At 47.8% G+C, this 21,240-nt stretch carries 21 protein-coding genes and 3 tRNA genes; 3 read left to right on the plus strand and 21 right to left on the minus strand.

Annotated elements, in window-relative coordinates; all coding sequences use genetic code 11:
- Window positions 1-15: 15 nt before the first annotated feature.
- The 20 genes from ASC49_RS09730 to ASC49_RS09825 all read right to left on the minus strand — a co-directional run bounded on the left by ASC49_RS09730 (window position 16) and on the right by ASC49_RS09825 (window position 17,795).
- Window positions 16-600, minus strand: a complete 585-nt coding sequence (locus ASC49_RS09730) for a HupE/UreJ family protein (RefSeq protein WP_055463053.1) — start codon at window positions 598-600, stop codon at window positions 16-18.
- A gap of 33 nt (window positions 601-633) precedes the next feature.
- Window positions 634-1,281 (minus strand): urease accessory protein UreG, encoded by a 648-nt coding sequence (ureG, locus tag ASC49_RS09735; protein ID WP_055463054.1) that lies wholly within the window; start codon window positions 1,279-1,281, stop codon window positions 634-636.
- Between the two features lie 75 nt (window positions 1,282-1,356).
- Complete coding sequence (locus ASC49_RS09740; RefSeq protein WP_055463055.1) at window positions 1,357-2,034, minus strand: urease accessory protein UreF; 678 nt, start codon at window positions 2,032-2,034, stop codon at window positions 1,357-1,359.
- Complete coding sequence (gene ureE / locus ASC49_RS09745; protein ID WP_055463056.1) at window positions 2,015-2,458, minus strand: urease accessory protein UreE; 444 nt, start codon at window positions 2,456-2,458, stop codon at window positions 2,015-2,017. The genes ASC49_RS09740 and ureE overlap by 20 nt, the downstream gene beginning before the upstream one ends.
- A gap of 32 nt (window positions 2,459-2,490) precedes the next feature.
- Complete coding sequence (gene ureC / locus ASC49_RS09750; RefSeq protein WP_055463057.1) at window positions 2,491-4,197, minus strand: urease subunit alpha; 1,707 nt, start codon at window positions 4,195-4,197, stop codon at window positions 2,491-2,493.
- On the minus strand, window positions 4,197-4,517 hold the full coding sequence (locus tag ASC49_RS09755) for an urease subunit beta (protein ID WP_055463058.1): 321 nt from the start codon (window positions 4,515-4,517) through the stop codon (window positions 4,197-4,199). Before ASC49_RS09755 ends, ureC begins: the two co-directional genes overlap by 1 nt.
- Window positions 4,518-4,531: 14 nt before the next feature.
- Window positions 4,532-4,834 (minus strand): urease subunit gamma, encoded by a 303-nt coding sequence (locus ASC49_RS09760; protein WP_055463059.1) that lies wholly within the window; start codon window positions 4,832-4,834, stop codon window positions 4,532-4,534.
- A 58-nt stretch (window positions 4,835-4,892) separates the two neighbouring features.
- Window positions 4,893-5,774: an urease accessory protein UreD gene (locus ASC49_RS09765; protein WP_055463060.1), complete on the minus strand. Its 882-nt coding sequence runs from the start codon at window positions 5,772-5,774 to the stop codon at window positions 4,893-4,895.
- 26 nt (window positions 5,775-5,800) lie between these two features.
- The gene (gene urtE, locus ASC49_RS09770) at window positions 5,801-6,490 is read right to left on the minus strand and encodes an urea ABC transporter ATP-binding subunit UrtE (protein WP_055463061.1); all 690 of its coding nucleotides are present in this window, start codon (window positions 6,488-6,490) and stop codon (window positions 5,801-5,803) included.
- 2 nt (window positions 6,491-6,492) lie between these two features.
- A complete protein-coding gene (gene urtD / locus ASC49_RS09775; protein ID WP_055463062.1) occupies window positions 6,493-7,350 on the minus strand; it encodes an urea ABC transporter ATP-binding protein UrtD in 858 nt (285 codons plus the stop codon).
- Window positions 7,347-8,480 (minus strand): urea ABC transporter permease subunit UrtC, encoded by a 1,134-nt coding sequence (urtC, locus tag ASC49_RS09780; protein WP_055463063.1) that lies wholly within the window; start codon window positions 8,478-8,480, stop codon window positions 7,347-7,349. Before urtC ends, urtD begins: the two co-directional genes overlap by 4 nt.
- On the minus strand, window positions 8,477-10,036 hold the full coding sequence (gene urtB, locus ASC49_RS09785; protein WP_055463135.1) for an urea ABC transporter permease subunit UrtB: 1,560 nt from the start codon (window positions 10,034-10,036) through the stop codon (window positions 8,477-8,479). Before urtB ends, urtC begins: the two co-directional genes overlap by 4 nt.
- 123 nt (window positions 10,037-10,159) lie before the next feature.
- Window positions 10,160-11,446 carry an urea ABC transporter substrate-binding protein gene (gene urtA, locus ASC49_RS09790; RefSeq protein WP_055463064.1) on the minus strand — a complete coding sequence of 429 codons (1,287 nt, stop codon included), beginning with the start codon at window positions 11,444-11,446 and terminating at the stop codon, window positions 10,160-10,162.
- A gap of 532 nt (window positions 11,447-11,978) precedes the next feature.
- Window positions 11,979-12,054: transfer RNA gene (locus tag ASC49_RS09795), tRNA-Val, on the minus strand.
- A gap of 39 nt (window positions 12,055-12,093) precedes the next feature.
- Window positions 12,094-12,170, minus strand: a tRNA-Asp gene (locus tag ASC49_RS09800).
- Window positions 12,171-12,477: 307 nt separating this feature from the next.
- Window positions 12,478-13,518, minus strand: coding sequence for a cytochrome d ubiquinol oxidase subunit II (locus ASC49_RS09805; RefSeq protein WP_055463065.1), 1,041 nt, complete (start codon window positions 13,516-13,518; stop codon window positions 12,478-12,480).
- A gap of 124 nt (window positions 13,519-13,642) precedes the next feature.
- The gene (gene dinB, locus ASC49_RS09810) at window positions 13,643-14,722 is read right to left on the minus strand and encodes a DNA polymerase IV (RefSeq protein WP_055463066.1); all 1,080 of its coding nucleotides are present in this window, start codon (window positions 14,720-14,722) and stop codon (window positions 13,643-13,645) included.
- Between the two features lie 152 nt (window positions 14,723-14,874).
- Window positions 14,875-16,365 (minus strand): tripartite tricarboxylate transporter permease, encoded by a 1,491-nt coding sequence (locus ASC49_RS09815; protein ID WP_055463067.1) that lies wholly within the window; start codon window positions 16,363-16,365, stop codon window positions 14,875-14,877.
- A gap of 2 nt (window positions 16,366-16,367) precedes the next feature.
- Window positions 16,368-16,802, minus strand: coding sequence for a tripartite tricarboxylate transporter TctB family protein (locus ASC49_RS09820; RefSeq protein WP_055463068.1), 435 nt, complete (start codon window positions 16,800-16,802; stop codon window positions 16,368-16,370).
- A 15-nt stretch (window positions 16,803-16,817) separates the two neighbouring features.
- Window positions 16,818-17,795 (minus strand): Bug family tripartite tricarboxylate transporter substrate binding protein, encoded by a 978-nt coding sequence (locus ASC49_RS09825; RefSeq protein ID WP_055463069.1) that lies wholly within the window; start codon window positions 17,793-17,795, stop codon window positions 16,818-16,820.
- On the opposite strand from ASC49_RS09825, the gene ASC49_RS09830 reads away from it, so the two are divergent.
- Genes ASC49_RS09830 through ASC49_RS09840 form a run of 3 tightly spaced genes read left to right on the plus strand, consistent with a single transcriptional unit; the run spans window position 17,782 to window position 21,017 of the window.
- Window positions 17,782-18,573, plus strand: a complete 792-nt coding sequence (locus ASC49_RS09830) for a response regulator transcription factor (RefSeq protein WP_245624683.1) — start codon at window positions 17,782-17,784, stop codon at window positions 18,571-18,573. The two genes, ASC49_RS09825 and ASC49_RS09830, sit on opposite strands and share 14 nt — an antisense overlap.
- Window positions 18,574-18,625: 52 nt before the next feature.
- Window positions 18,626-20,017, plus strand: a complete 1,392-nt coding sequence (locus ASC49_RS09835) for a sensor histidine kinase (RefSeq protein WP_055463071.1) — start codon at window positions 18,626-18,628, stop codon at window positions 20,015-20,017.
- Window positions 19,998-21,017, plus strand: coding sequence for an ABC transporter substrate-binding protein (locus tag ASC49_RS09840; RefSeq protein WP_055463072.1), 1,020 nt, complete (start codon window positions 19,998-20,000; stop codon window positions 21,015-21,017). Before ASC49_RS09835 ends, ASC49_RS09840 begins: the two co-directional genes overlap by 20 nt.
- Before the next feature lie 141 nt (window positions 21,018-21,158).
- Here the strand turns inward: ASC49_RS09840 and ASC49_RS09845 are convergent.
- Window positions 21,159-21,234: transfer RNA gene (locus tag ASC49_RS09845), tRNA-Val, on the minus strand.
- Window positions 21,235-21,240: the final 6 nt, after the last annotated feature.

Raw genomic sequence — 21,240 nt, forward strand, 5'->3', positions numbered from 1 at the left:
ATATCTACTGCTGAATTAAGCAATCGACAGTAGTAAACCTAATACGGCAATGGCCGAACCACTAAGGCGCGTGACAAGCGGCGTACCGATACGCGCCATCAGCTGACCAAAGCCTAACCCCACTAGGTGAAGTGCCGTAGTCGCCACAGCAAAACCTAGAGCGTATTGAGCAGCAGTGCCGTTAGCAGGCATTTCCATGCCGTGCGCAACACCGTGAAAAACCGCAAAACCGCCTGCAATCGCAGCACAAGCCGCGACAGGCAAGCGCTTGGCACCTAATACCAATACCCCCAACACCATCACAGATAATAGAATGCCTTGCTCAACAAAAGGCACTTCTAGGCCCGCCATGGCTGCGCCGCCACCTAACAACATCATGGCAACAAATGCCATTGGTACTGTCCACAAAGCACGTCCTCCCATACTGGCAGCCCAAAGACCCACTGCAATCATCGCCAACAAGTGGTCCAAACCACCCATTGGGTGAAGGAAACCCGACATAAAACTAGACGTGTGCTCATGTCCAGCGTGAGCAAATACAGCGTTAGAACCAATCACTAATGCTGCGCCAACTGAGGCCTTTACCATGGTTGTTTTCATATATTTCTCCTCAACAAAGTTCCAAAACCTAACTTAAACAACTGCCTTAGCGGGGGGAATTACTTTTGCTTCGAGCATACCTTCCGATACGATAAATTGAATAATCTCATCTAATCCTTTTGCGGCTTTTAAATTTGAGAACACAAACGGACGTTCACCACGTTGAGCTTTAGCATCTTGGTCCATCACTTCAAGGGACGCGCCAACCAGAGGCGCAAGATCAATCTTGTTGATAATCAATAAATCGGATTTGGTAATGCCTGGCCCCCCCTTACGTGGAATCTTGTCACCCGCTGATACATCAATCACATAAATGGTAAGATCCGACAACTCAGGGCTAAAGGTTGCGCTGAGGTTATCGCCACCAGACTCAACAAATACAATGTCTAACTCACCGTGACGATCGAGTAGTTGATCAATCGCCGCTAAGTTCATCGACGCGTCTTCACGAATCGCAGTGTGCGGACAGCCACCTGTTTCCACACCAATGATACGATCGGCATCCAGTGCTTCATGCCGAGTTAAAAATTTCGCGTCTTCTTGGGTATAAATATCATTCGTTACCACGGCGATGTTGTAGTGATCACGCATCGCAGAGCACAAAGAGCGCAATAATGCTGTCTTGCCCGAACCGACTGGGCCACCTACACCGACTCGTAGGGTTTGCTTAGGTTTACTCATATTTCGCTCCTATTGTAGGGCCTAAAAACTGGCCATGTTTAAACGTCATTTATTCACTCTTCACAACAAAATCTTCTAAGACCGGAACAACCTTGAATATTGGGTTTCATGTAAACAACTGGCGATGGCAACCGCTGGTAAACCTGCCCCAATGTCGTCCTCGTCGATGCTTTTCGACAAGGCAATCGCTTCCGATAAAGTCGGTTGCAACTCCCCTAGCAATAACTGTGCTTGGGTCTGCCCTAAGGGCACGAGCTTGGTCGCCGCGGCGATTTGGTTTTCCAGCCAAGACCATGAAAAGCCCAATGCCGCGCTATCAAATTCCACCTGCCAGTGCGTCGCGGCCATCGCAAACAGCACGACGAAGCTAATGTCTTCCAAGCGCACAAACGGTGTTTCAATCTCCAAACTACGCAACAAACGCGCCAAGGCTTCGCCCATAGCGGTATCGTTTAGACGCAGTTCTTTGGTCTCACGACACGCTAAAATCAGATCGTTCAGTTCGACTATGCGCGCTTCATCACGTTGCGCCCACGCTGCCATCGCCAAACGCAGCACAGGCAAATCCACTCGCGCCAAAGACTGTAACAACTGAAGCTGTGTCCAATCAGCCACCTGCGCTGGTTTGGTTAGCCAGCCTTTGTCGATGGCGTACTCCATACCTTGCGAAAAGGCATAGCCGCCAACGGGCAAGCTGACGCTACTAAGCTGCAATAAGCGCAGCAGTCCGTGATCAGTGGTGGTGATGACCATGGCTGTATGCTCCAGATTCTGGATTAAAAATGCCTTGCTCATGGGTGACGACCAACCCCAACAAATGCAGCATTTCTTCCAGCACGTGATCCGGTTTAATACGCAACCAGCGCTCTCCAACTTCCACTTTGGTGTGGCGGTTACCTAAGTGGTAACAAGCTTTGGCAAACGTGCTCCAATCCTCGCAGCTAGCATGGGCGATGTCTTCGACTGCGCCCACGATACGAATGGTTTTACCGCACTCAGAACGCAAGTATTCTCCCACTAACAAAGGCTTACCACGGTCTAAAAACACACGAATCTCTTCGCCGTTTTCGCCCACGAGTTTTAAGCGACCTCGCTCGCGCTGCTCATGGGTCAAGATCACAGTGGTGTACACCTCATCGTGGCAATGTGTACCGAGGCGAGTGTAAATATCTAACATAGGACTACCCCAATTGGTTGCGCAGGACGCGATTAAAATAAGTTGTACAGTTGTGCCAATGGCAAGCTTTGTGCTGGCTCACAGGTCAATAATTCACCATCCGCACGTACTTCATAGGTTTGCGGATCGACGGTGATATTCGGCATCCAGGCGTTATGAATCATGTCGGTTTTGCCGATATTTCGAGTGTTTTTACAGGCCACCAAAGTGCGATCTAAGCCAAGCGATTCTTTAATGCCATTGTTGAGAGCAGCTTCAGAAACAAAGGTTACCGACGTTGCCGCCGGCGCTTTGCCGAACGAGCCAAACATCGGGCGATAATGCACCGGTTGTGGCGTGGGAATAGAGGCATTAGGATCGCCCATCGGTGCACTAGCAATCATGCCTCCTTTAATAATCATCGACGGTTTCACCGCAAAGAACGCCGGTTTCCATAACACTAAATCTGCTAGCTTACCCGGTTCAATGGAACCCACTTCGTGGCTGATACCGTGTGCGATGGCGGGGTTGATGGTGTATTTGGCGATATAGCGTTTGGCGCGGAAGTTATCCGCCCCCACCTCGGTGTCTTCTGGCAACAGGCCAAACTGTTGCTTCATTTTGTGTGCCGTTTGCCACGTACGAGTAACCACTTCCCCCACTCGGCCCATGGCTTGGGAGTCAGATGAGATCATTGAGAACGCACCGCGATCGTGAAAGATGTCTTCTGCGGCAATGGTTTCTTTACGAATACGCGAATCCGCAAAAGCCACGTCTTCAGGAATATTGCTATCGAGGTGGTGACACACCATCAACATATCCAAATGCTCATCCACCGTGTTGTGCGTGTACGGACGTGTTGGATTGGTGGAAGACGGCAAAACGTTCGCTAAGCCTGCTGCACGAATGATATCCGGTGCGTGACCGCCGCCTGCGCCTTCCGTATGGTAGGTGTGAATAACACGTTCTTTGAAAGCATCAATGGTACTATCGACAAAGCCTGACTCATTCAAAGTATCCGTATGGATCGCCACTTGTACGTCGTATTTTTCGGCAACCGATAAACAGCAATCAATCGAGGCCGGTGTGGTGCCCCAATCTTCGTGCAGCTTTAGACCACAAGCGCCCGCTTCCAATTGCTCTTCCAAGGCTTCAGGCAAACTCGCGTTCCCTTTGCCTAAGAAACCTAAGTTCATCGGCATGCTATCGGTTGCTTGTAACATTTTGCCCAAATACCAAGGACCTGAGGTACAAGTCGTTGCATTGGTACCCGTCGCAGGGCCGGTACCGCCACCAATCATCGTCGTCACACCAGAGGTCAGGGCTTCTTCAATTTGCTGTGGGCAGATGAAGTGAATGTGCGCGTCAATGCCACCCGCCGTTAGAATAGAACCTTCACCTGCAATGACTTCAGTACCTGGGCCAACCACAATATCAACATTGTCTTGAACGTCTGGATTACCCGCTTTCCCGACTTTAAAGATACGGCCATTTTTGATGCCGACATCGCCTTTGACGATGCCCCAATGATCCAGCACAAGGGCATTGGTGATCACTAAATCCACTGCTACGTCATTGGTTAATTGGCTTTGCCCCATGCCGTCACGGATGACTTTACCCCCACCAAATTTCACTTCGTCGCCGTAGGTAGTGAAGTCTTTTTCTACCTGAATCCAAAGATCGGTGTCACCTAAACGCACACGGTCGCCGGTCGTTGGGCCAAACATTTGTGCATAGCTGTGTCTGTCCATTGTCGCCATTATTCTGCCCCCTCTGCCAAGCTGCCCATCACTTCACCACGGAAGCCGTAAATCGTTTTCGTGCCCGCGTATTCGACTAATTCCACTTCACGCCCTTGGCCCGGCTCAAAACGCACCGCGGTTCCCGAGGCTATGTTCAAGCGGTAACCTTTGGCTTGTTCGCGATCAAATACCAGAGCAGGGTTCACTTCATAAAAATGGTAATGGGAGCCAATTTGTACTGGGCGATCACCCGTATTTTCAACACGTAATGTCTGTGTCTTACGGCCTTCGTTTAACTCGATCACTCCATCAGCGACCTGAATTTCACCTGGAATCATGTTGCCTCCGTGAGTTAGTTAATCGGGTTATGCACAGTGACCAATTTCGTGCCGTCTGGAAACGTCGCTTCCACCTGTACTTCGTGAATCAAATCCGCGACACCATCCATCACTTGTTCAGCACTCAATAAAGTCTTACCAAATGCCATCAGCTCGGCCACGGTTTTACCATCGCGTGCACCTTCAATAATTTCCATGGTGATGTAGGCCATGGCTTCGGGGTAATTCAGCTTCAGGCCACGATTTAAACGTCGTTCGGCCAACAAGGCGGCAGTAAACACCAGCAGCTTGTCCTTTTCTCTTGGTAGTAATTCCATCGTTAAACCCTTTATTCGTTATCATTTTGCTTCACGTATGTGGTTAGTGACCTGTGTTTTAGGTCGCCCAAATTCTCGGCGCACACGCGGTTTTATCGATCAATGCTGGGCGTAGCACTTCCCAGCAACGGGCAAATAATCGTTTCATTTTTTCGCTGTCGTGACTCAAGCTACGCAGCACAATAAATTCATCTACTTGTGTCACACCGGATAAACCATCGCTCTCTTGGCAAAAACTTCTCAATGTTTCAATCACGTCTTCTTCAACCTTCACAAACGGCCCCGCTAGCAATAAGCCATTGACAGGATTGCCTTGTAAGCCTGCTTTACCCGCCATCAAGCCACGGCTGTGTTCGTCGACTAATAAGCGCTCACGCAAGCGCAAGCGGCCATCGACACGAATCTGGAAGCTCTGATCCGCATGTCCCGTCCCAAAATCCAACTGATTAGCAGGTAAGCCAAAGCAAGTAATCTCCCAGCCAATAAAGCGCGCGCTGCCGTACAACTCAATCTGGTTGCGTAGTCGCGTGTTAGCATCAGGATAAAGAATGGTTTCTTGCGGTAACCATTCCATGATGGCGTCTTTCGGCACGTTTAAGCGGGTCGTTTGGCGTTGCAAGGTTCGGTCTGAGCGCGCTTTATAAACGCGCCCTGCTCCTGGAGTAGTAATCAGCACATGAGTATCAGGGGCTTGATTGGATTCGATCACTAGCTCGTCACCCGACACCAAACCGCCAGGAGGGTGCAATAAATACACGTGAGCCGTATCTTTGCCTTCTGGATAAAAGGGCTTTTGCACATACAAAGGCCCCTTGTGATCGCAGGTTTTTAATACGGTGCCACGAACACTCTTCGTGAACCCCAGCGTCAAATACGCCTGCCACTGACTGGCAGGCGAAATGGTTTCCATCGAGGGCAACGCATTTTTTACAGCACTCATGCAACTCCTTAGCTTGCTTTCAAAGCCTATACCGCGAGGTATTGCTTAATTAGGTCATCATTCAAGTTTTCCATCTTGTCGGCTGCGACGATGCGCCCCTTTTCCATCAGACGAAACTCTTTGCCTACGCGGCGGGCGAATCCCAGTTTCTGCTCAATTAAGATAACGGTTAGGCCTTCCTCTTCATTGAGCTTAAGAATCACATCGCCAATCTGCTTGACGATGTTTGGCTGAATGCCTTCATTTGGCTCATCCAAGATCAGAACCTTTGGCTCAAGCACCAAGGCGCGACCAATCGCTAATTGCTGCTGCTGACCACCGGATAAGTCGCCACCCCGGCGATGCAACATTTCCTTGAGCACCGGAAACAACTCAAAAATCTTTTCTGGGATCTCTTTGCTTTTACGCACTGGCAGTCCAATACGTAAGTTTTCTTCCACCGTCAGCATGGGGAAAATGTCACGCCCTTGGGGCACATAACCAATCCCTTCGTAAGCTCGACGTTCAGCACTCAGCTTGTGAAGCGCTTGGTTATTCATGGTGATTTCACCGCTTTTAATCGGTAACAATCCCATGATGGCTTTCATCAGCGTGGTTTTACCTACTCCGTTGCGCCCCATGATGCAGGTGATTGAGCCTGGTTCGATGTCTAAGTCCAAATCCCAGAGTATTTGTGTGCCGCCGTATAGTTGGCTCACTTTGTTCATTGCAATCATGCTTAGACCTCCGCCGCTTCTTCACCGAGGTAAACCTCGATCACATCTTTGTTACTTTGAATTTGATCCATAGTGCCTTCGGCGAGCACCGAGCCTTGGTGAAGCACCGTTACAGTGCGTGCAATGCTGCGCACAAACTCCATATCGTGCTCGACCACAATCACCGTTCGCTCTCCTGCTAATGATGTTAAAAGCTCGGCAGTACGCTCCGTCTCTTGCGCGGTCATCCCCGCAACCGGTTCATCAATCAGCAATAAACGCGGATCAGAGACCAACAACATGCCAATTTCGAGCCATTGTTTTTGTCCGTGTGACAAAGCACCCGCTTTCATAAAACGTTGTTGCTTCAAACCGATAATGCTCAACACTTCATCAATACGATCAACTTCCGTTGGCGATAAGCAGGCAAACAGTGTTGGTAGTACGCGTTTATCGGTTTTTAACGACAGCTCTAAATTGTCAAACACAGTTTGCTCTTCAAACACGGTTGGCTTTTGAAATTTACGGCCAATGCCAAGTTGCGCAATGTCGGCCTCGTCTTTGGTCAGCAGGTTATGGGTCTGACCGAAAAACACCGAGCCAGCATCGGGTTTGGATTTACCCGTAATGACGTCCATCAACGTGGTTTTACCCGCCCCATTGGCGCCAATTAGGCAACGCAACTCCCCATCGTTTACGTATAGGTTCAGATCATTAAGCGCTTTGAAGCCATCAAAACTGAGGTTTAAGCCTTCTACGTATAAAATCATTTGGTTCGACACGTCGACCTTAGCCGCTTGCTCCGGCGCTAAAAATGGCCAAACTTGGTCACGACGAAAGGTTTCTCGTAGCCCTTGGATCGAGTTATCGAATGCACTCATGATGTCACCTCCTGAGATGAAGCAGGCTGACGTTTCGATTTCAGTTGGCCATAAAGACCTATCAAGCCTTTTGGTAAGAACAAAGTGACTAGGACAAACAAAGCACCTAATGCAAACAACCAGCCATCCGGCATGATGGCGGTAAAGCGGGTCTTCGCGTAGTTCACCAGTAGCGCCCCGATAATGGCGCCAATCAAGGTGCCACGGCCACCAACCGCTACCCAAATCACCACTTCAATGGAATTAATAGGAGAGAATTCACCCGGGTTAATGATGCCCACTTGTGGTACATACAAGGCCCCTGCCACACCCGCAATAACAGCTGAATACACGAACAACCATACTTTGTAGCGCTCTGTGCGATATCCGATAAAACGTGTACGCGCTTCGGCATCGCGCACCGCCAGAGTGACTTTGCCTAAACGTGATGACAGGATGCGTTGACTGAGCATCAGCACGACCGCTAATAAGATTGCCGTGATGATAAACAGCGACACACGCGTGCTGTCGGCCTGCAAATCAAAGCCTAGGATTTCTTTAAAGTCGGTCAGACCGTTGTTGCCACCAAAGCCCATTTCGTTGCGAAAGAAGGCCAGCAACAGAGCATAGGTCAACGCTTGCGTCATGATGGATAGGTACACCCCCGTCACACGAGAACGGAACGCCAACCAACCAAAGACAAAGGCCAATAGTCCTGGGACCAGCACCGCCATGATCATGGCAAACCAAAATTGATCCATGCCATGCCAAAACCAAGGCAACTCCTGCCAATCTAGAAACACCATAAAGTCTGGCAGGATGGGATGGCCGTATACACCGCGATCACCGATCTGACGCATAAGATACATGCCCATGGCATAGCCGCCCAGCGCAAAGAACGCACCGTGGCCTAAGCTTAAAATACCGCAGTAGCCCCAGATAATATCCACCGCTAGGGCCAGCATGGCGTAGCACAAATATTTGCCTAACAACGTAATACTGTAAGTGCTGACGTACAGCGCTGAATCTTGCGGTAACAATAGGTTCGCGGCTGAAGCTAAAACCGTGACCGCCAAAAGAAGGATGACAAACGGCAGCGTGTACTTGCCTGATGAGCGACCTTCGGAAAACCAGTTGATCAGCTTGCTCATTCTGCTGCTCTCCCTTTTTGTGGGAACAATCCTTTAGGACGTTTCTGAATAAATAGGATGATGAAGACCAACACCAAGATCGCAGCCAACACCGCGCCCGTGGTCGGCTCTAGGAATTTGTTCGCAATACCAAGAGTAAATGCTGCAACGAGAGTGCCGAGTAAATTCCCCACGCCACCGAACACCACCACCATAAACGAGTCGATGATGTAGGCTTGGCCAAGGTTAGGTCCGACATTGGTTAATTGAGACAAGGCCACCCCAGCAATACCTGCAATACCTGAGCCCAAACCAAAGGTCATGGCGTCGACCCACTCGGTTTTCACCCCCATGGCTTTGGCCATGCTGCGGTTTTGCGACACAGCACGAACGTTTAGACCTAATGAGCTTTTCTTCAAAATGAACACCAGTGCCAAGAACACCAGCAAGGCAAACGCTAAGATGTATAAACGGTTCAACGTTAGAGAAAGCACTGGGTTAATTTCCCAAGAGCCACTCATCCAGCTCGGCGTTGACACTTGACGGTTAAGAGGAGAGAAAATCGTACGCACCAGCTGTTGTAAAATCAGGCTGATACCAAAAGTCGCTAACAAGGTTTCCAATGGACGGCCATGCAGACGACAAATAACTAGACGCTCAATCAAGACGCCCATTAAGCCAGACACTAGGAAAGCTGCAGGAATCGCTACCCAGATTGAGTAGTCGATGTAATTCGGCATGACCAACTGCACAACGTAAGTGGTGTACGCGCCCAGCATGATCATTTCACCATGCGCCATATTGATCACCCCCATCACACCAAACGTGATTGCCAGACCAATCGACGCCAACAGCAATACCGAGCCCAAGCTCAAACCAAAGAACAACTGATCCACCAGAGCATAGCGCTCTACTTGTCGGTTAATGTTCACCAGTGCTTTATCCGCGGCTGCGGCAACGGCTTCATTACTGTCACGAGACAATTTTAATAAGGCGTTTCTAACGTCGTTTTCTAAGCTACCACCCAAAAACTCAATCGCAGCAACTCGCGATGTTTGACTGCTACTTTTATCCATCGCGGTGTAAATGGACAATGCCGTTTGCATCATCTCTTTCACATCATTATTGGATTCTTTTGGATATAGATTTTCTAATGCTGCAAAGGTGTCTTCATCAACGTCTGCCAACAGTTCACGCACCGCCCCTTCACGCACGTCAGCATTATTTGAGGTCAATTGAAGACGCGCAATCACACCGCGCAACAGGCCACGCAACTTGTTATTAACTTTGATTTTCTTAACGTCTTTGCTGGAAATCCCCTCTAGCTGCACTTGAGTAAATGGGTCAACGTAGGCGTCATTACCTTGTACATCGATTTCCACCACAATGGCGTTACTGTCTTTGACATAATGCAAATCACCCGCTAGCCAAGCTCTAAAAACTGGTAACAGGGATTCGTCCTCTTGTGCCGCAAGTTGCTCGACGATATCGGGTAATTTTGAAAGTTTGGTTGTTGTTAACTGCTCAAGTAAGGTTTCGGTAGACGCCGCATGCACTGGCATCCAACTGGCAAACATTAACAAACAAAATGAGATGAGATATTTCACGAAGATACTCCAGGATTGGAAAATGTGGGGCGTTAGAAAAGACCCTCAGAACTCGCTCTGAGGGTCAAGTTTTAACCCTGGGAGGCAGTCAGATTAGTAGTTCTGACCCGAACACGTTTTCGTTTCCGTGTTGTAGTTGCCGCACTTTACTGGGTCCGTCCAATCAGCAATTAAGTCTTTTGAGCCCGGCAGGAAGTCAGACCAAGCGTCACCTGGCACAACACCTTCTGTTTTCCATACGGTTTCAAACTGACCGTCGTCTTGGATCTCACCGATTAGAACTGGCTTGCTCAAGTGGTGGTTTTTGTTCATCACCGCCACACCACCCGTCAGGTTAGGTGTTTCTTGCCCAATCATCGCTTGCTCAACCGCATCCACGTCAGTCGTGCCCGCTTTCTTAACCGCATTTGCCCACATGTTGAAGCCAATGTAAGTCGCTTCCATTGGGTCATTGGTTACACGATCTGGGTTCTTAGTGAAGGCTTTCCATTGCGTGATAAACTCTTCATTTTCTTTCGTTTCAACGCTCTGGAAGTAGTTCCAAGCCGCTAAGTGGCCCACTAATGGCGCTGTGTCTAGGCCAGAAAGTTCTTCTTCCCCCACAGAGAAAGCCACCACTGGGATGTCTTCAGAAGAGATGCCTTGGTTACCTAGCTCTTTGTAGAAAGGTACGTTAGCGTCACCGTTGATGGTCGACACTACTGCGGTTTTCTTACCTTCGGAACCAAATTTAGCAATGTCTGCTACGATCGACTGCCAATCAGAGTGACCGAAAGGTGTGTAGTTGATCATGATGTCTTCTTCTGCGACTCCCATGTCTTTTAGGTAGGCTTCTAGAATTTTGTTAGTGGTACGTGGGTAAACGTAGTCCGTACCCGCTAACACCCAACGCTCAACACCTAACTCGTCTTTTAGGTAGTTAACCGCTGGAATTGCTTGCTGGTTTGGTGCCGCCCCTGTGTAGAACACGTTTTTAGACGATTCTTCACCTTCGTACTGCACTGGGTAGAACATCAAGCCATTAAGCTCTTCAATAACAGGTAGTACAGACTTACGAGATACTGAAGTCCAGCAGCCGAAGATGACGTCTACGTCTTTTTCAGTAATCAACTCACGCGCTTTTTCTGCAAACAAAGGCCAGTTTGACGCAGGGTCAACCACAACTGCTTCCAGCTTTTTGCCAAGCAAACCGCCTTTTTTATTTTGCTCTTCTACCATCATTAAAACCGTATCTTTTAATGTGGTTTCAGAGATGGCCATCGTGCCTGACAAGGAATGCAAAACACCGACTTTAATTGTGTCGTCCGCTGCCATCGAAGGCATTGCAATGAAGGTTGCACCTGAAAGCGCAATTGCGGCTGCAAGAGATTTGATTTTCATGTTGCGTGTCGTCCTTTGTGATGTTGATTATGTATCGACTCAGGGACATCTAGTGGAGATACCCACCCCCTTTATCTGTGTAATCAGTATTCAAAAAATAAGGACAAACAGGTATGCGCTAAATGCACTAGGCCTATACGTCATTTGACGTATAGGCCTAGGTTGCACAAGAGCATACAGACAAAAAAGCCCAGCAAAGACTGGGCGTTTTAATGATCACAATTTTTCATTTGGCGTCACGAATACGGCAATAGTAAACGTCATGGGAGCTGATGGCATGGACTTCATGAATATTACAATCTGCAATCAAAGCTCAAATTAGCAGAGAGCGAGAGAAGCCAATGAGGTAAAACAAGGTAACCGAAAAAAGAAAACTATAGGGGCACGGCTTTTAGTACGAACTTCAAAATCACACGAGAAATACGTTTAAAAAGGTGAAAAATGGCATTCGAAATAAATGAGACAATTCGTGTAACAAAGCACGCTTTGAAATAAGTATGGAATTAAGAGAGATTTATCTAAGATATAAAGATGGTGGGTGTGGAGAGGTTCGAACTCCCGACATTCGCCTTGTAAGGGCGACGCTCTCCCAACTGAGCTACACACCCATCTTTAAGATGGTTACTTACTTTACTGATGAAAGTAAGTGGCGGAACGGACGGGACTCGAACCCGCGACCCCCTGCGTGACAGGCAGGTATTCTAACCAACTGAACTACCGCTCCTAACCTCAACACAAACAATCGTCTGCGTCAGAAGATGGAGCGTATTATAGGGAAACTTTTATTGAACGCAACCACTTTCTTAAAAATAATTCTTTAATTAACAGCAGCTTAAAAACCGTACAGCGCCGCTTTGTAAAACGAGTGATTAAACGCCCCCGAACAATACATGAATGATTTACAGCTTCCTTGTGTAGGAATGCCTTAGAATCAGACCTTCCGTCTACAGGTCAGTAGCCTGAATGCAATGTCACTCAGGCTGCTGGCTAGCTTTTGATCGATGAGAGTAAACCTAGGCATTGTCCGTTTTTCAAGACAGTGCTTGAGACTTAAACGCTCTCCCGGAATTGTCTTCAGAGCCTTTCTTATAAAACACACAATAAGATCGATATAAATAAACCATGAGCGCAGGCAAGGCTATCGCCGAGCCCCACAAAGCAAGCCTCAAGGTAGACTCTGATGCAGCAGCATTATGGATCGTTAGCTCGGCTGGAAGCACCATAGGCCAAAGGCTGATAATAAGCGTGAAATACACCGTCCCTAAAAAAATTAAGAACACGCTAAATGGCCACACCTTCCACGTTGAAAAACGAATAACATAATAGACCCACACGTACGCCATTAAACCAAGCATGGGGACAAACCCCATGTAGAAGAAGTTAGGCAAGCCCAACCAACGTTCCCTAAGTGCGTCCGTTAGAAAAGGCGTGATCAACTGCACAGCCACGATCGCGTAACCGAACCAAACTAGTAGATGATGTGAGTAATGGCGCATTTTCTGCTTCATGTCTTTATTCAGAGCAGGCGGCATCAAGAGTCCTGTTGCGCCAAGTACTAGGTAAGTTAGGATCAAGGTGATACCTGTTAGAGCACTAAACCAACTCAGCCAATCCCAAACACTACCGACAAAGCGGGAGTCTTCCACCAAGACGCCTTGCATGAATGCTCCGATCAACGCGCCTTGACAAAACGTTGCTAGCACTGAGCCAAAACCTAAACAAAATCCCCAAGGACCTTGATGGCCGCTCGGAGCCTTAGACAAACATTTTGTCGCTATGATACGAAGTAGAAAACCGAATAACATCAGTAAACACGGTAGCCAAAATGCTTGCAAAAATACTGAACCGGCCAAAGGAAAGGTTACGATAAAGCCAGCCACACATAGCATCAGCCAGACAGCATTACCGATATTGAACGGTTTTAAACTGCCTATCATCTCCTCACGCTCAGATGACTTACGAGCACTTAAAAGCAGCATTTCGATCCCCAAATACATGCCATCCAATAACACGTACAGCGCCAACCCAAGCGCCAAAACGATTGACCAGACAGTTACCAGATCCAAGCCCATGTTGTTACCTCATATCCACTCAAAATGACTGCTTCATACTAGAGTCAGTGTCAAAACAGGGACAGGCACACTTTTTTAGAAAATTTATAGGGACAGGCTGAATTTGCGCGGTAAAAAAGACGAACTAAGAAAGATCGAGTTGAAGCTGCTTGCTTTCCTCTTCGGATTTCAACATGACGTGTAATCCCAACAATCTAATTTCTCGACCGTTTTGTCGAGTTAACACTTCCTTTAATAGATCATGAAAATACGCATGATCCAAATAACTGTGAACATGCTCAATCGTGGTCAACTGAAAGTCAGCGAACTTCACTTTGATCCCTTGTTTTGTAATAGCATAGTCCGGCGAGGCTTTTCCCAAGCGTTGATAAAGCTCAGGAAACAACTTGTGCTCGATCACTTGCCAGCATTCCTCAAAGCTAGAAATATTGTTTGCAAAGGTTCTTTCAACGCCAACAGATTTACGCTGACGATGAGGTGTCACTTCACGTGGATCGATACCATGACTTCGATGCCAGAGGGATTCGCCCAAACGGCCAAATTGCCGCACTAACTTCAAATAATCAGTGTTTCGAATATCCGAGCAGACATAAAAGCCCGCTTTTTGCAGCTTCTGCAAGCTCACCTTACCTACCCCAGGAATCTTCTCTAATGGCAGCTCATCAATCACACCTTGCATCTCTTGTGGGGTAATCACAAACTGACCATCGGGCTTATTCATATCAGAAGCAATCTTGGCGAGGAACTTCACTGGAGCGACGCCAGCCGACGCAGTCAAGTTGAGTTCAGTGCGAATCTGATGACGAATGGCTTCAGCAATCAAAGTAGCCGAGCCGTGTAATTGCTGACAATGGGTTACATCAAGATAAGCCTCGTCCAAGGAAAGGGGCTCGATTAACTCCGTATAACGGGCAAAGATGTTACGAATTTTAGCGGACACTTCGCGATAGACCTGCATCCGCCCGGGGACAACAGTGAGATGAGGACACAGTTTCTTTGCCCAAGCCGTGGACATGGCAGAGCGCACGCCGTATTTTCGAGCCTCGTAATTACAGGTACTAATGACACCTCTTTGACGCTCACTACCCCCTACCGCCAGTGGTATATCACGATACTCCGGCTGATCACGCATCTCTACCGATGCGAAAAAGGCATCCATATCTATATGAATGATCTTCCTTTGCGAATGAACAGGACTAGACATAGAAAAATACTGGCTAAATAAACAGTATTAAGACATAGGTTTAGCGAGCTTGTCTAGCAAGAACTACGAAAGCGCCCCGCTCAACAAGCCGCCATTCATTCAAAAACAAAAAGCCACCCCATGGTGGCTTTTGTCTGAACCTATCGATTTACTCAGCGTTTTTTTAACGTCTTCATGACAAATGGCCCAACCAAAGCAAGCAAGGTTGCGATTGCTAACGTGATAGTAATCGGACCATTAAATAAGATCCCCCAGTCCCCACCACTAATAGAGAGTGCTCGACGTAGGTTATCCTCCAACACTTCACCAAGCACTAGGCCAAGTATGACTGGCGCCAAAGAGAACCCTAGCTTACGAAGAATAAACGCAAATACCCCCAGCACAACCATGAAGTAAAGATCGAAGCTATCGCCATGAATTGAGTAGATACCAATGAAGGTCAACATAACAATAATAGGCACTAGGTAAGACTGCTTAATAGAAAGCAATCGAACAAACATACCAATCAGTGGCAAGTTCATTACCAATAAGGCTAGGTTACCCACAAACATCGATGCAATCAGACCCCATGCGATTTCTGGTTGCTGTTCGAACAATAGCGGCCCCGGTGTGATGTTAAACATCAATAAGGCACCCAGTAGAATCGCCGTGGTACCGCTGCCGGGAATCCCCAAGGTCAGCATCGGTAACATTGAGCCTGCAGCGGAGGCATTATTGGCTGCCTCTGGGGCTGCAAGACCACGAATGTCCCCTTTGCCAAACTGATCATCGTTGCCTTCCGCAAAGCGCTTTTCCGTACCATAGGCCACTGCACTACCAATGGATGCCCCTGTTCCAGGCAAAACACCAATGACAAAGCCAATTAAAGTAGAGCGTAACACCACCCATTTCACCGCAAGCAAATCGCTGATGGATACAAAGCTTTTGCCAACCGGCGTCATTTTCATATCGTTGCGTAACCAGCTTTCTAGCAACACCAATACTTCACTGATCGCAAACATCCCGATGACCACCACCAAGAAATCAACGCCATCGAAAAAGTTTGGAATGTCCATAGTAAAGCGCAGGAAACCGGTACCTGAGTCCACACCAACGGTCGCTAGCAACAGACCAATCACCACACCAATGGTGGTTTTTAGTGGTCGGCTTCCCACCATCGTCGCAAGACAGGTAAATGCGAACGTCATTAACCAAACAAACTCACTAGGGCCGAATTTCAATGCAAGGTCGCTTAGCATTGGCGCAAACAGTACGATTAAAATCAGTGCACCGATACTACCCACAAAAGAGGCCACCGCTGATAATGCCAACGCTCGACCACCCTCGCCTTTTTGCGCCAGAGGGTAACCGTCCAAAGTCGTCATAATCGCCCCAGCATCACCGGGAACGTTTAGCAAGATACTGGAGATACGGCCACCGTATTCTGCTCCGTAATACACACCAGCCAGTAGGATCAGGGCAGACTCAGGCGGAAACCCCATCGCATACGCCAATGGCAGCAAAATAGCGACACCATTAATCGGACCAATTCCAGGTAAAGACCCGATAAGCGTACCGACAAAACAACCGATTAAAACTAATGCCAAATTCATTGGCGCGAGGGCAACCGAAAAGCCCGTCGCTAAAAATCCGAGCGTCTCCATTTTTACCCTCCGAATAACATACCAATCGGTACGTTTAACTGCAGTAGATGTTTCATCACAAAGTAACTAACGACACTTAAAATGACTGAGTACATGATCGCTCGTACTGGCTTTTCGCCAAACAGAATGCAAAATACTGTGCCAACAATTGCCGTCGATACTATAAACCCTGCTTTTTCAAACAAGAAAGCGTAACCCGTCATTAATGCGACACCACTTAAGAGCTTTATCAAAACAGCTCCGGTAGGCGCCCATTTGTTAGCGCTTGGTTTAACGAGCAGCCAAACCGAACAAAAACCAAGTACTGCGGACAAAATCAGGGGGAAGGCCTTGGGGCCAAGCGGTTCATACTGAAATGGCACTTCAAAATGAAATGCTGTCCAGGCAATAAGCCCAGACAGACATAACAGAGCGCCAGCAAATAGGCGGTCAAACATATAAAGCCCCATTAGTTATTTAAGCAAGCCAGCAGCTTTTGCTAATTCACGCATGTCTTGAACTCGCACTTTTACATACTCGTCCAAGGCTTCACCATGCATGTAGAATGGCATCAAGCCCTTCTCCGCAACCGTTTGCTTAAAGCCTTCTGTTTTGTAGGCTTCGGCAAATTTGTTTGACCAATATTGATACGCTTCATCCGATACTTTTGGCCCCAAGTAGTAGCCACGCATGATGGTCCATTCAGCGTTGTATCCTTGCTCATGAGCAGTAGGGATTGAGGCAAACTCACCCTCTAAACGTTCTGGGGACATGACCGCCAAAACACGTACTTTGCCGGCATCGAGCTGGCCTTTCATTTCGCCGATATCACCGGGATAAACCTTGATATGTCCACCCATTAATGCAGCAACCGCTTCACCGCCGCCTTCGTAGGCCACGTAACGCATTTTCTTAGGATCGATACCGGATGCCTTCATCAAGATGGCAGCTTTCATCCAGTCTTGGCTACCCACACCACCACCGGCACCCAATACAAAGGCTGATGGATCCTTGCGCATATCTTCCACCAGCTCGCCAAGTGTTTGCCACGGCGCATCTGAAGACACCATGATCGCGCCGTAATCAACACCGGCGGTGCCGACCCAACGGGCATCATTTTCGTCTAGATCTTTACCAAATTTGCCTTGCGCTAGATTCAACAGCGAACCAGAGCTGAAAGCGACCAGTGCGTCACCATCATCTGGGTTCACCTTGTTGATATGGTTGTAAGCAACCGCACCTACACCACCGGGCATAAATTTCACAGCCATCGGTGCATTAAGCAAATGTGCCCGCTCGAAACCAGTGGAAACCACTCGACATGTCAGGTCAAAACCACCGCCTGGTTTGGCTGGGGCGATGCAGGTAGGCTTCGATGGTTCATAGGCTGAAGCCATCGATGTCATGCCTATCAGTGAAAGGGCCAGTAGGGATTTTTTGAAAGTCTTCATTATAAAAGCTCCGCATTTGTTGTTATTGTTCTGCGCTGAAGATCGCAGTAAGGTAAAAGTAAGCACCGAAACTGACATCAACCTGACAAGCCATAAAAAGAGTCTCTCTATGCGTGTTTTACTCACCGAGGACAACGAAGGGTTAGCAAACTCTATCGTTCACTATTTTACTGATAATGGGCACGCTATTGACTGGGTCCACAGTGCTGAAAAAGCCGATTTAATCCTCTCTCACGATGAATTTGATATGCTGATTCTTGATGTTAACTTGCCGGGAAAAAGTGGATTTGAGCTGCTATCGTCGTTGAGATCGCGTAAAAACCCGCTACCCGTTTTAATCCTAACGGCTCGTGCAGATATCGACGATCGGGTCAGCGCGCTGGACTTAGGCGCGGATGATTATTTAGTCAAACCGTTTGATTTAAGAGAACTAGCTGCCCGTTGTCGAGCACTGGTTCGACGGGAGCGAGGAAAGTCTGATAATGAAATTCAATGCGGCAATTTAAGCTTCAACAGCGCAACTAAAACCGTAAAAATTGACGATGAGATCATCGAACTACGCCCACGCGAAGTACAGATGCTGGAACTTTTTCTGACGCATCTCGATAGGATGCTAACGAAAGATGATATCGCAAATCGACTGTATAATTTTGATGAAGCCTATACACCCAATGCGGTAGAGCAGACTCTGACAAGACTCAGAAAGCAAATTCAAGGATCGACTTTGATTATTAAGACCGTTCGCGGCTTGGGATATCTAGCGCATGTCGATGATTAAACATCATCTCGCAAAGCTCACGCCAACACAGATGTATTCCCTGAGACAGAGAATGCTGACGCGCACAGCTTTATTGATGTGCACTGTGTTAGCCATCTTGAGTGTCGGGGTTTGGCATTATGCCAACACAAGTGCCGACTATTCTTACGATCGTCTATTATCCAGCGCGAGTGTTACCATGCTCGATGGCATTAACGTCGACAAAAATCAGGTGCATATTGACCTCCCTTATTCCGCCTTTGAGATTTTGCAGCTAGCGCCTGAGGACAAAATTTACTATGGCATTTACGGTCCAAACGGTCATTTACTAAGTGGATATTCCGATCTGCCTCTAGAACCAAGCATGACAGAACGCGCAGCGGACCAACCGCGTTATGAACTACATACCTATAAAGGTCAAAAAGTTCGCTTTATCGTGCGCCACAAACGCTTGAGTGAACGCTCTGTGGCTGGCAATGTGACCGTCATTTTAGGGCAAACCACCATTGCTCGAGACACGCAAATGCGGGATACACTTTACGCCGCTTTGACAACACTAATGGCGGTGATGGCCATTGCCTTATTGGTTTTATGGTTAGCCATAAATCGTGCGTTAACCCCACTCAGCTGGTTGTCATCACAGCTTGTTTCGCAATCACCACTGGAAAATGGACAACTGCCAGCCACGAAGATAATGGAAGTCGCCCCGTTAACTCAGGCGATTAATAACTATCGACAGCAATGGCTGGATGCTTTGGCGGTCATGCGCGATTTTATCGCAGATGCTTCACATCAAATTCGTACCGCTCAAGCAACAACCAAAGCCCAGCTTGAAATAGCACTGTCCTCCCAAAGCGAGAAAATCGATAGAAGCGTCGTCGAGGCCATCTACCAAGATCACACCAAACTGACGCGTTTAACTAACCAATTATTAGTCCATGCCACGATTGTTCATCGTGGGGATCGCCAAGAGTTTATACCTTTAGACATACCTGTGATTTTGCAGGAAGTGATTACTCATGCGGTGCGCGATTATGCCCATACTGATATCGAGTTTGAATACGTTGCGGCGCATGAAAAGGTAGCAATACTTGGCGATGAAATAGTCCTTAAAGAAGCACTAAGAAATGTCATTGATAACGCCGTTGCCCATGGCTCCACAGGAAATGCTGCAACGCACGGACTTATCCGCATTAGCCTCAAAGCATCTGGGCCCAACTGTCAGTTATGGGTGGAAGACAATGGACCAGGCATACCAGAAGAACAAAGACAGCGGGCATTGGAGCGCTTTGTAAAAGTGGGTTCGAACACTCAAGGATCTGGCCTTGGGCTTGCCATCGCGCAAACTGCTGCGATCTCTCATCACGGCCAACTTATGTTGTCTCAAAGTGAGCTGGGAGGGCTAGCAGTCTGCTTTTTATTACCTCGGTTAACGGAGGCGTCGAATGCATCGCTTAATAGTTAGTCTAATTAGCTTCTTTTTTGTCGCCAACCTTTTCGCTAACGACACCGTTCTTCGTATTTACAGCGCGACTGACATCAGCGCAATACGCCCCATGTTGCATGAATTTGAAAGTCTTTATCCTGACGTCCCTGTTCTATATCGAGAATTTAATACGATAGAGCTATTTGATGAGCTACTCAATCCAAGCTTGCCAGCTCCAGATGTTGTCATCAGCTCTGCTGCGGATTTACAGGTAAAATTGGTCAATGATGGCTTTGCTCAACCCGTCTATGACGTGCCTGATGTATCCCCTAATCAACCGTGGGCGCAATGGAGTAACGAACTTTTTGGCTTCACCTATGAACCCATCGTATTTGTTTACAATAAGGAAGCCTTTAAAAATACGGCCATCCCACACACCCATGAAGCCCTCGCAGAACAACTACGTGAAAAAGCCGCATTTTATCAGGATAGAATTGGCACCTATGATGCGGGTAGCTCAGGTCTTGGCTATCTGGTCGCATCACAAGATGAAGTGACGTTTAGTCTTACAGGACGTTTACAGGAAAGCTTAGGGCGTGCCAAAGCCAGTATTCATTGTTGCTCTTCAATACTACTGACACGTCTTTCAACGGGGGATTTGGTGTTTGGCTATAACCTCTTAGGCTCTTATGCCATGGCGAAAGCCACTAATAATGAGCATATTGGCGTGATCGTTCCAGAAGATTATACCTTAGCCATTCTGCGCTCAGCTTTTGTCCATAAAAATGCCACTAGACCAGAGCTAGCAGCAGCCTTTATTAGATACTTACGTTCGCCAGCTGGGCAAATAACCATTGCGACAAAAACTGCACTCATGCCTCTTAATCGACAGCTAGGTTCTCATAATGATCCCGAACAGCAACTTCAAAAATCGACCAACTTCCACCCTATTCGCCTTGGTCCAGAGTTATTACTGTACCTAGACCAGCATAAAAAAGCGCAATTTTTGAATAGCTGGTCCCTAGCCATGCGTCCTTAGCCTCAATAACGGTGAGGAGTATCTTGCAAAAACGTACTGGTAGTGAAAGATTACGGCTGAATGAATCCGCTAACGCTTCATTAGCAAATGAGAGTTTATAAAAATCAGGAGAAAATTTAGAACGAGAAATGATACATAAGATGGTGGGTGTGGAGAGGTTCGAACTCCCGACATTCGCCTTGTAAGGGCGACGCTCTCCCAACTGAGCTACACACCCATCTTT

Source organism: Marinomonas fungiae, from assembly GCF_001418205.1.
Classification (GTDB): domain Bacteria; phylum Pseudomonadota; class Gammaproteobacteria; order Pseudomonadales; family Marinomonadaceae; genus Marinomonas; species Marinomonas fungiae.

Excerpts from the sequence above, each read along its gene's own strand:
- ASC49_RS09730 (WP_055463053.1), bottom strand. The coding sequence starts at position 600 with ATGAAAACAACCATGGTAAAGGCCTCAGTTGGCGCAGCATTAGTGATT.
- ureG (WP_055463054.1), bottom strand. The coding sequence starts at position 1,281 with ATGAGTAAACCTAAGCAAACCCTACGAGTCGGTGTAGGTGGCCCAGTC.
- ASC49_RS09740 (WP_055463055.1), bottom strand. The coding sequence starts at position 2,034 with ATGGTCATCACCACCACTGATCACGGACTGCTGCGCTTATTGCAGCTT.
- ureE (WP_055463056.1), bottom strand. The coding sequence starts at position 2,458 with ATGTTAGATATTTACACTCGCCTCGGTACACATTGCCACGATGAGGTG.
- ureC (WP_055463057.1), bottom strand. The coding sequence starts at position 4,197 with ATGGCGACAATGGACAGACACAGCTATGCACAAATGTTTGGCCCAACG.
- ASC49_RS09755 (WP_055463058.1), bottom strand. The coding sequence starts at position 4,517 with ATGATTCCAGGTGAAATTCAGGTCGCTGATGGAGTGATCGAGTTAAAC.
- ASC49_RS09760 (WP_055463059.1), bottom strand. The coding sequence starts at position 4,834 with ATGGAATTACTACCAAGAGAAAAGGACAAGCTGCTGGTGTTTACTGCC.
- ASC49_RS09765 (WP_055463060.1), bottom strand. The coding sequence starts at position 5,774 with ATGAGTGCTGTAAAAAATGCGTTGCCCTCGATGGAAACCATTTCGCCT.
- urtE (WP_055463061.1), bottom strand. The coding sequence starts at position 6,490 with ATGATTGCAATGAACAAAGTGAGCCAACTATACGGCGGCACACAAATA.
- urtD (WP_055463062.1), bottom strand. The coding sequence starts at position 7,350 with ATGAGTGCATTCGATAACTCGATCCAAGGGCTACGAGAAACCTTTCGT.
- urtC (WP_055463063.1), bottom strand. The coding sequence starts at position 8,480 with ATGAGCAAGCTGATCAACTGGTTTTCCGAAGGTCGCTCATCAGGCAAG.
- urtB (WP_055463135.1), bottom strand. The coding sequence starts at position 10,036 with ATGTTTGCCAGTTGGATGCCAGTGCATGCGGCGTCTACCGAAACCTTA.
- urtA (WP_055463064.1), bottom strand. The coding sequence starts at position 11,446 with ATGAAAATCAAATCTCTTGCAGCCGCAATTGCGCTTTCAGGTGCAACC.
- ASC49_RS09805 (WP_055463065.1), bottom strand. The coding sequence starts at position 13,518 with ATGGGCTTGGATCTGGTAACTGTCTGGTCAATCGTTTTGGCGCTTGGG.
- dinB (WP_055463066.1), bottom strand. The coding sequence starts at position 14,722 with ATGTCTAGTCCTGTTCATTCGCAAAGGAAGATCATTCATATAGATATG.
- ASC49_RS09815 (WP_055463067.1), bottom strand. The coding sequence starts at position 16,365 with ATGGAGACGCTCGGATTTTTAGCGACGGGCTTTTCGGTTGCCCTCGCG.
- ASC49_RS09820 (WP_055463068.1), bottom strand. The coding sequence starts at position 16,802 with ATGTTTGACCGCCTATTTGCTGGCGCTCTGTTATGTCTGTCTGGGCTT.
- ASC49_RS09825 (WP_055463069.1), bottom strand. The coding sequence starts at position 17,795 with ATGAAGACTTTCAAAAAATCCCTACTGGCCCTTTCACTGATAGGCATG.
- ASC49_RS09835 (WP_055463071.1), top strand. The coding sequence starts at position 18,626 with ATGCTGACGCGCACAGCTTTATTGATGTGCACTGTGTTAGCCATCTTG.
- ASC49_RS09840 (WP_055463072.1), top strand. The coding sequence starts at position 19,998 with ATGCATCGCTTAATAGTTAGTCTAATTAGCTTCTTTTTTGTCGCCAAC.